This window comes from Synechococcus sp. R6-5 (genome assembly GCF_047461775.1).
Taxonomy (GTDB): domain Bacteria; phylum Cyanobacteriota; class Cyanobacteriia; order Thermostichales; family Thermostichaceae; genus Thermostichus.
This window is the reverse complement of the sequence record NZ_JANSHV010000076.1, coordinates 35,357-41,356: the sequence shown is the minus strand read 5'-3', so window position 1 is coordinate 41,356 and position 6,000 is coordinate 35,357. Positions and strand designations below refer to the sequence as shown.

General features: G+C 59.6%; 8 protein-coding genes. 6 read left to right on the top strand and 2 right to left on the bottom strand.

The window, feature by feature from the left end:
• On the bottom strand, window positions 1–449 hold a 449-nt coding region (locus NW818_RS04675), incomplete at its 3' end, for a RibD family protein (RefSeq protein ID WP_414423945.1).
• Window positions 450–561: 112 nt separating this feature from the next.
• Between NW818_RS04675 and NW818_RS04670 the strand changes: the two genes are divergently transcribed.
• The 3 genes from NW818_RS04670 (at window position 562) to clpS (ending at window position 3,422) form a co-directional block, all read left to right on the top strand.
• On the top strand, window positions 562–957 hold the full coding sequence (locus NW818_RS04670) for a hypothetical protein (protein ID WP_414349609.1): 396 nt from the start codon (window positions 562–564) through the stop codon (window positions 955–957).
• 140 nt (window positions 958–1,097) lie between these two features.
• Window positions 1,098–2,939: a hypothetical protein gene (locus tag NW818_RS04665; protein ID WP_414423944.1), complete on the top strand. Its 1,842-nt coding sequence runs from the start codon at window positions 1,098–1,100 to the stop codon at window positions 2,937–2,939.
• Window positions 2,940–3,116: 177 nt separating this feature from the next.
• Window positions 3,117–3,422, top strand: a complete 306-nt coding sequence (gene clpS, locus NW818_RS04660) for an ATP-dependent Clp protease adapter ClpS (RefSeq protein WP_011434126.1) — start codon at window positions 3,117–3,119, stop codon at window positions 3,420–3,422.
• Here clpS and cobT read toward each other — a convergent pair.
• The gene (gene cobT, locus NW818_RS04655) at window positions 3,371–4,498 is read right to left on the bottom strand and encodes a nicotinate mononucleotide-dependent phosphoribosyltransferase CobT (protein ID WP_041436788.1); all 1,128 of its coding nucleotides are present in this window, start codon (window positions 4,496–4,498) and stop codon (window positions 3,371–3,373) included. The genes clpS and cobT overlap by 52 nt on opposite strands.
• 150 nt (window positions 4,499–4,648) lie before the next feature.
• On the opposite strand from cobT, the gene NW818_RS04650 reads away from it, so the two are divergent.
• Genes NW818_RS04650 through NW818_RS04640 form a run of 3 tightly spaced genes read left to right on the top strand, consistent with a single transcriptional unit; the run spans window position 4,649 to window position 5,951 of the window.
• The gene (locus NW818_RS04650; RefSeq protein ID WP_011434128.1) at window positions 4,649–4,972 is read left to right on the top strand and encodes a DUF1825 family protein; all 324 of its coding nucleotides are present in this window, start codon (window positions 4,649–4,651) and stop codon (window positions 4,970–4,972) included.
• Between the two features lie 29 nt (window positions 4,973–5,001).
• Entirely contained in the window at window positions 5,002–5,451 is a 450-nt protein-coding gene (locus NW818_RS04645) for a Fur family transcriptional regulator (protein ID WP_414423943.1), read from the top strand.
• Entirely contained in the window at window positions 5,448–5,951 is a 504-nt protein-coding gene (locus NW818_RS04640) for an AbrB family transcriptional regulator (RefSeq protein WP_414330730.1), read from the top strand. The genes NW818_RS04645 and NW818_RS04640 overlap by 4 nt, the downstream gene beginning before the upstream one ends.
• The last annotated feature ends 49 nt before the right edge of the window (window positions 5,952–6,000 follow it).

Sequence of the window (6,000 nt, the reverse complement as noted above, 5' to 3'; positions counted from 1 at the left end):
CCCACCCGTTCAATGCCCAAGCTGCGCAGGCGGGCCAGCCGTGCCGGCAGATCCCAATCGGCAGCCACCCAGATGTCCTCAAAGCCGGTTCGGTTCTGCCAAATTTGGGATCCCTTGGGAGTTGTCCACAGCCAACGGGTGAGGGGCTGGCGAAAAAACGGCAAATCCTCAGGAATATCCCCGCTGTCGGAACAGATGATCGTCAGGGGCTGGGGAGAGAGGCCCTGAGCGGTTCTGCGTTGGATCAACTCGGGATCCCGAATACGCAGACTGGTGCCGTAGGCCCGCAGAGTGGCTGCCCCCATGATCAAAGCCTGTTGCTGGGCAGCTTGGGTTTCCAAATGCCGATAGTCCTCAGGGCTGCTGAAGGAGGGCCTCTGCGCTCGGTGGGCTGCGATCTTTCCATCCAAGCTCTGGGCGAAGATGGCTACCAAATGGGGACGATTCAAAGACAAGATTGCTGAGAAAGGGTGGGCAAACCCTACAAATTGACCAGAATAGAGTCAGGCATCGCCGGGGGAACCGTGGCACCGGTCACCAGAGCGCCCACGCGGAATGGATATGCTAGGGACATTTCAATCCTCCACCATCCGGGTTGAAGTCGAGGCCAGTGCATCGACCGTGCAGCGCTGTCTGACAGAGGTGGGATTGTTGCAGCAGTGGATCTGGCCCCAGCAACTGCAGGGATCCCTTCCCGAAAGGCTGGAGCTGGGCAGCACCTTTGCGGCCCAATGGGGCCCCCTCTCGATCATGCACCAGGTGGAAACCCTGCTGCCGGAACGGCTGCGCCTGCTGATGTGGGGAGGAGCCGATGGCTACTGTGACTGGCTGTGGGGGAACGGCTGGGTGCAGTTGCGGGTAGAGGCCGTCTCTCTCCTGCCCTTGGGCTTGGGACAATTGCTGATGCTGCGGCGGCTGCAACAGTTTGCCCAAAGCCAAGAACAGCGCCCCTCTTAGGACTTAAAAAGCGACCTTCCGGCAAAATCCGTGGATCCTCGGCTTGACAAAATGCGTTTCGGTTGCAGCATGCTACTTCTCTAAGGATTTTCCACTACGATAGTTGTAGCAGAGCTTACTCTTCCCGTCCGAGAGGCCCAATGAATCCGCCGACCAGCCCCACCCCAACCGCCATCGAGCAGGAAAAGTTTGAGATCCGCTTGGGAGAAGCCCTCAACCGAGCAGGACTGCTCACCCCCGCCCAACTGGCTCAGGCCATGTGGGAAAAGGCCGACAACCCCTTGATGTTGGGGGAGCTGTGTATGCAGCACGGCTGGGTTGCCCCCCGAGATCTCTACCCATTGATTCCGGTCGAATTGGTGCGCATCGGCGAGATCTTGATGCTGCATGGGTATCTGGAGCTGGAGCACATCCATCAGGCCCTGATTCAGCAGCGGCAGCACCCGGAGCGCAAGCTGGGGGAGATCTTGGTGCAGCAGGGCTGGGTGCAACCCCACTGGTTGGAATGGGCCTTGGACAAGCAACAGCGGCTGCGGCGCCAGAAAGGAGCTGCCAACAGTTGGGAAGTGATGGTGGAGCAGTGGTCCACCATTCCCGATCAGCCCCCTCTTTATGTCTCCCCTCTACAGGTAGCCCAAGAGACCTACAGAGTTACCCAGCAATACAAAGCCCAGCTGGAGCGCTACCAAGAGCAAATTGCCATCTTAGAAGCGCAACTGGAGCAGCAGCGGCAGCAGCAACAGCTCCTGGTCGAACAATCGCTGCGGCAGGTCGCCGACTATCAAGCCCGCCAGCAGGAGCAGCAGCAGCGCATTGCCCAATTGGAAGCCCAAATCCAGCAGGGCACTGAACAACAAAAGGCTGCCCAACAGCGCATTCGGGAACTGGAGGAGCAACTCCAAGCTCAGCAAGCTCAGGGATCCGCGCAACTGCAAGCCGCCCAAGCAGAGCTGGAAATCCTACGTCGCCGCTGCCACGAGCTGACAGAATGGCAATCTCAAGCCAAACACCAGCTGCAAGAGCTGGGATCCCAACTGCAGGAGCAGCAGAAGATACAGCAGGATCAGGCACAGCAGCTCCAAGAGCAGGCCCACCTGCGTCATGCTCTGCAGCAAATGGAAGCCCAAGTGGCTGCCCTGAACCAATCGCTGCAGGAGCACCAACATCAACTCCAACTGGCCCAGTCTACGAAGCAGCGCTTAACTGCCGACCTGGCCCACGTTCGCCAAGAAGCTGCCGAGGCCACCCACCGCCTGCAAGTGCACCTCCAAGAAACCCAAGCCCAACTGCGAGAAACTCAAGATCGCTTGCAGGAAGCCCAAGCCCAAGTGAGCCAGCTCCAGGCCCAACTGCAGGCGGCCCAAGCGGAAAACCGTGCTCTAGCCGCAGCGGTAGCCGAAGCCCGGCGAACTTCCCCACCTTCAGCCGCACCGACCCCAGCTCCAGAGAAAGCCCGGCCAGAGACAGAGGATCTCAAGGCCCTGACCATAGCCGACTGGGCAGCGGAACTGAGTGCCCCAGAAAGCGAATTGCCCCCGCAGCAGTATTTGGGGGAAGAGGACTTGGAAGCCTTGCAGCGGGCCACCCCCTGGGTACAGCGGGTGTTGACCCAATTGCGGGCGGCTGGCCTAATCGACAATGCCGGCATCGAAACCGTCATTCACGCTTGGGAAAAGGAAGGGGGCACCTTCACGGATGTGCTGGCCCACCACAGCGGCCTCAAGCCGGAGACCGTCAAATTTTTCAGCGAAGGGGGCTACTCCGTTCAACTGGCGGGGGGACGCCACGTGGCCGATTACCTCAAGGCTTCTGGATTGGTCAGTGCCACCCAAATCGAACAGATCCAGAAGCACCTGCCGCCAGGGGGATCCCTGTGTCAGGCCCTTGCCCAAGCCGGGATTCTACGCCGGGCCACTGCCCTGTATTTCGAGCGCCACTTCGGCGGGCAAAAGCCCCGCCGCCCGCTGCGGGAAGAGCTTTAGAGGAACCATGCTCTATCGCTGACGCCAACGACCGACAAGGGATCCGAATACAGACACAAGCTGCCAACAAGATGCCAATTAGACTAGAAACTAGATAGAGATAGATCATCAGAAGCGACCGGTTTCTCACCCCTGAGAGACCCAAGTTACTCGGTAGTTGTGTCGATCTCTTCTGCTATGACTACGGAAGCTCCAACTCGACCTGCTCAGCAGTTCTCGCCCTCGAGAACCCAGGTTCGCCAGCCCTACCCCCACTTCAAGGTGATCGTCTTAGATGACGATTTCAATACCTTTCAGCACGTTACGGAATGTCTGCTGAAATACATCCCCGGCATGACTTTGCCCCTAGCGCGGCAACTGACCGTGCAGGTGGATGCCGAAGGGCAAGCAGTTGTTTGGGTCGGCCCTCAAGAACAGGCGGAGCTCTACCATCAGCAATTGCTGCGGGAGGGGTTGACCATGGCCCCCTTGGAGCCGGCCTGAAGCACCAGGCGTTCGTAGCTGCGCTCAACTGCTGCCAACAGCTCCGCTTGGCCCCAACCGGCGTAAAGGCTGCTGGCAATGGCCAGCCCACCCGCCCCCACCCCTTCCTTGACATAGCCCCGCTCGTAAGCCTGTAGAGGCAGATAGCGGCTATTGGCAAAGCTCAGTTGGGTGGCCAAAAGGGGAGCAACCCCCAACAACTCTGCCAAGGCCACCGTATTGCCCGAGGGATCCTCTGCCACCCAGCGGGTGGTTCCCACAACCACGTTCTCTGGGGGCCAAGGGATCCCCTGCTCTTCCCCCCAGCGCTGCATCAAGGCCAGCACCGCCAACATTTGGGTTCCCCCTGCCAGCAGCACCGCTCCCCGTTGCGCTGCGCCCATCGCCAACCCGGCCACAAAGGGCTGCATGGGATCCCCCACTGCCGCCACCACCTCAGCAGCAGAAGCTCCCCTTGGCAGACGGGCCAATCCCTGCCGGGCCAAGGCCAGCTTTTGGGCGTGGTTGCAGACCGGGTGGCTGCTGTTTACCATGCCCTCTGCTGCCCACCCCAGTCCCAACAACACCGCCAGCGCCGTGGTGGTGCCCCCTGCCACACACTCCCCAATCACACAGTAGCCTTGCTCCAGCCGGGATCCGCGGTCGTACCCTTCTTGCCAAAGGGATCCCACCTGCTCCAAAGACAGAGCCTGTCCTGTGCTCAAGCAGCGGGCCACTCCCCCAGAGCTCACCATTTCTGCCCCCGGCAAAGGTTCCGGCAAGCCACAATCGAACACTCGGCACGGGATCCCCAACTCCCTCAGGATGGCGCAGCTGATCACCACTGGGGAAGGATAGCCATCCGGAGAGGTGGGCAAGCGGTGAGAATGGCCCGCCAGCAACACTTCCCCATCGGCAAGAGCTGTGTAGCGACGCAAGGAGGGGGTAGCGCCGGCAGCCGAAATGCCCGGAACAAGAGCCGTTTCGGTAAACCCCAAGCAGGCCAGAAACAGAGGTCGGGATCCCTGCACCCGTTCGCACCACCGCCGGGCCACAGCCGGCTGAGTGTAAGCCTTAACGCAAGGAAACGGAAGCATACCGGACACCGAGGCAAACAAGCCAGAGTCTATCCTGAGCCAGAAGGGCGGGATCCCGTACTCGCAGGAGGGGTTGCCTCCTGCTGAGGCAATCGGATTCGGATAGGATGGGTATACCCAATGCAGTTTATTCAGGGCAAACGGAAGGCCATGAGCTTCTTCGACTCTGAGATCGTCCAAGAGGAAGCCAAGCAACTGTTTCAGGATTTCCAAAACCTGATGCAGCTTGGTCAACGGTACGGCCAATTCGACCGGGAAGGCAAAAAAATCTTCATCGAACAGATGGAGGAGTTGCTGGAGCGCCAGCGCATTTTCATGAAGCGGCTGGAACTCTCCGACGACTTTATGGCTCAAATGACCATCAAACAACTGCAAACTCAGCTTGGGGGGTTTGGGCTCTCCCTGACCCAAATGTTTGACCAGATGCACCAGACCCTAGAGCGCATGAAAGCTGAGGCAGACGCTGAGCGTTGACCCCCAAGAACGACCTACACGAAGGGACCATGTCTTCTTCCCGCCAGACCCGCAACCAGAAATTGATTCTGGAGGTGCTAGAGCAGCAGTCGCAGCCCCTTTCGGCGCAAGAGATCTTTCTGGAGTTGCGCAATGCCAACCACACCGTCGGTCTGGCCACGGTTTATCGAGTTTTGGATGCTCTGCGCAATGAGGGCAAGCTGCAAGCGGTCAACTTGGGAGACCAGCAGACCTACTACCAGGTTCTGCCCAGCAATGGCCACAACCGCCACCACCTGATCTGCACCGAATGTCGGCGGGTGGTGCCTTTGCCCGATTGTCCGGTGGAAGATTTGGAGGCACAGCTTTCCAGCCGATACCAATTTGCGATCGAGTACCATGTGCTTGACTTCTACGGCGTCTGTGCACAGTGCCGTGGAGGAGTTGGGCCAAGCCCGGACTCACAGCGTTCCTCTTTTCTCAAAGCTAAGCCCAAATGATGAGCTATCTCTGGACAGTGTTGATCGGGCTGGCCGGCGCCCTGATCGGGGTCAAGCTGAGGCTTCCGGCAGGAGCGCTGGTGGGCTCCATGGTGGCGGTGGGTCTGGTGAATGTCTGGGGGGCGATCCCAATTCCCGCTCCCCCAGCCGGGATCCGTTTTGCCATGCAGGTGGTGTTGGGCATTCTTTTGGGTACTAAGCTCACTGCCGATACGCTTCTGGCCCTGAAAGATCTGTGGCGACCAGCCCTGCTCTGTACAGTGATTGCGGTGGGCACGGGGGTCTTGTCGGGGTACCTGATCTCCCGTTGGCTGGGGATCGAGCGCTTGACTGCCATCTTGGGCACAGCTCCAGGAGGCATTTCCGACATGAGCCTGATAGCCCTGGACATGGGAGCCCAAACCAGCACAGTGGTGGTCATGCACTTGGCACGCCTGATCAGTGTCGTCGTGGTCGTCCCCTGGGTGGTGCGGCTGTTGGTTCAGCCGGGCACGAGCTAGGAAACTCCTCAGAGCAGAGATGGTGGGTGGGTTAGACTAAGGGCGATAC